The organism is Streptomyces sp. SID486 (assembly GCF_009865385.1).
Lineage (GTDB): Bacteria > Actinomycetota > Actinomycetes > Streptomycetales > Streptomycetaceae > Streptomyces.
In genome coordinates, this window is the sequence record NZ_WWJT01000310.1 from 1 (window position 1) to 1742 (window position 1742).

Sequence of the window (1742 nt, forward strand, 5' to 3'; positions counted from 1 at the left end):
CGCCGCGGTGCTGGCCGCGACCGGCGCGCTGTCCGGGCCCGGCACGGACACGGCGTCGGCGCCGCCCAGCTCCGCCGCCCCGCCCGCCCCCACCGGCCGGCGCCCCGGCGGGACCAGCGCGCCGCCCACCGCACCGGCCTCCCCGGCCGCCCCCTCCCTGCCGGCCGGATACCACCGGTACGACGCCCCCGAGGGCTTCTCCGTGGCGCTCCCGGGCGGCTGGAAGCGGCTCACCACCTCCCGGGCACCCGATGCCGCCTACCGCGTCACCTTCGGCGGGGGCGGCGACGCGACCACGCTCGCCGTCACCTACAGCGAGCGGGTGGGCCCCGACCCCGTCGCCGTGTGGCGGGACGACGTCGAGCCGGGCCTGGCGAAGCTGCCGGGCTACCACCGGGTCGGCGCGGTCCGGGCCACCACCTACCAGGGCCACGCGGCAGCCGACCTGGAGTGGCTGGCGGGGAGCGGGGACGCCCGGACGCACACCTTCGGGCGCGGCTTCCTGCTCGGCGGCCGACGCGGCTTCTCCCTGCGCTTCACCGCCCCGGCCGCGCTCTGGGACGGCGCCGCCGACCGGCTGGCGCTGCGGACGGCTCTGCGGACCTTCCGGGTGCCGGGGAACTGAGCGGGTCCGCGGGCTGTTTTCCCTCCGCCCAGCCGGGGACTCGCTCGGTATGGTGCAAATCGGATACACGATGATGACCGAGCAGGCCGGCCCCCGGGACCTGGTGGAGCACGTGGTGGGAGCCGAGGAGGCGGGTTTCGACTTCTCGGTGATCTCGGACCACTACTTCCCGTGGCTGCGCGCCCAGGGACACTCCTCGTACGCGTGGAGCGTGCTGGGCGCAGCCGCCCAGGCCACCTCGCGGATCCCCCTGATGACCTACGTCACCTGCCCGATCCTGCGCTACCACCCGGCTGTCGTGGCGCAGAAGGCGGCGACCGTGCAGTTGCTGTCGCAGGGCAGGTTCCGCCTCGGGCTCGGTGCCGGCGAGAACCTCAACGAGCACGTCGTGGGCGGCGGCTGGCCTCCGGCTGACGTACGCCACGAGATGCTCGAAGAGGCCGTGCAGATCATCCGGGCGCTGTTCGAGGGCGGCCATGTCACCCATCACGGGCAGCACTACGACGTGGAGTCGGCCCGGCTGTGGGACCTGCCCGAGGAGACACCGCCGATCGGTGTCGCCGTCTCCGGCGAGCAGTCCTGCAAGCTCGCCGGGCACCTCGCCGACCTGGTGATCGCGACGGAGCCGAAGGCGGACCTCCTGGAGGCGTTCGACCGGCACGGCGGCAGCGGCAAACCCCGCGTCGGCCAGCTGCCGGTGTGCTACGACCCCGACCGGGACACGGCCGTCAAGCGCGCCCACTCCCAGTTCCGCTGGTTCGGCCTCGGCTGGAAGGTGAACGCCGAGCTGCCGCACCCCGATTCCTTCGAGGCCGCGACCCAGTTCGTGACGGAGGACGACGTCGCCGCCTCCATCCCGTGCGGCGACGACCCGGAGGCGTTCGTGGAGGCCGTACGGCCGTACGCGGAGGCGGGGTTCGGTGAGGTCGCCCTCGTGCAGATCGGCGGCGAGTCGCAGCGGGACTACCTGGACTGGTCGGCGAAGACCCTGCTGCCCGCGCTGCGCGGGGCGTTCGCCTGACGCCCCGGGATCCGGGGAGCCGGCCTCCGACGGGCCGCGAGGCTCCCGGCCCGGACGACACGGTGCGGTGCCCGCGGCATCCCGGCGGCCGTCGGC

Annotated in this window: 1 protein-coding gene and 1 pseudogene; both read left to right on the forward strand. The window is 74.9% G+C overall.

Features of this window, described 5'->3' with window-relative positions; all coding sequences use genetic code 11:
• Window positions 1-625: pseudogene (locus GT045_RS14585) on the forward strand (serine/threonine protein kinase); the annotation flags it as partial.
• 49 nt (window positions 626-674) lie between these two features.
• A complete protein-coding gene (locus GT045_RS14590) occupies window positions 675-1646 on the forward strand; it encodes an LLM class F420-dependent oxidoreductase (protein WP_161334429.1) in 972 nt (323 codons plus the stop codon).
• The last annotated feature ends 96 nt before the right edge of the window (window positions 1647-1742 follow it).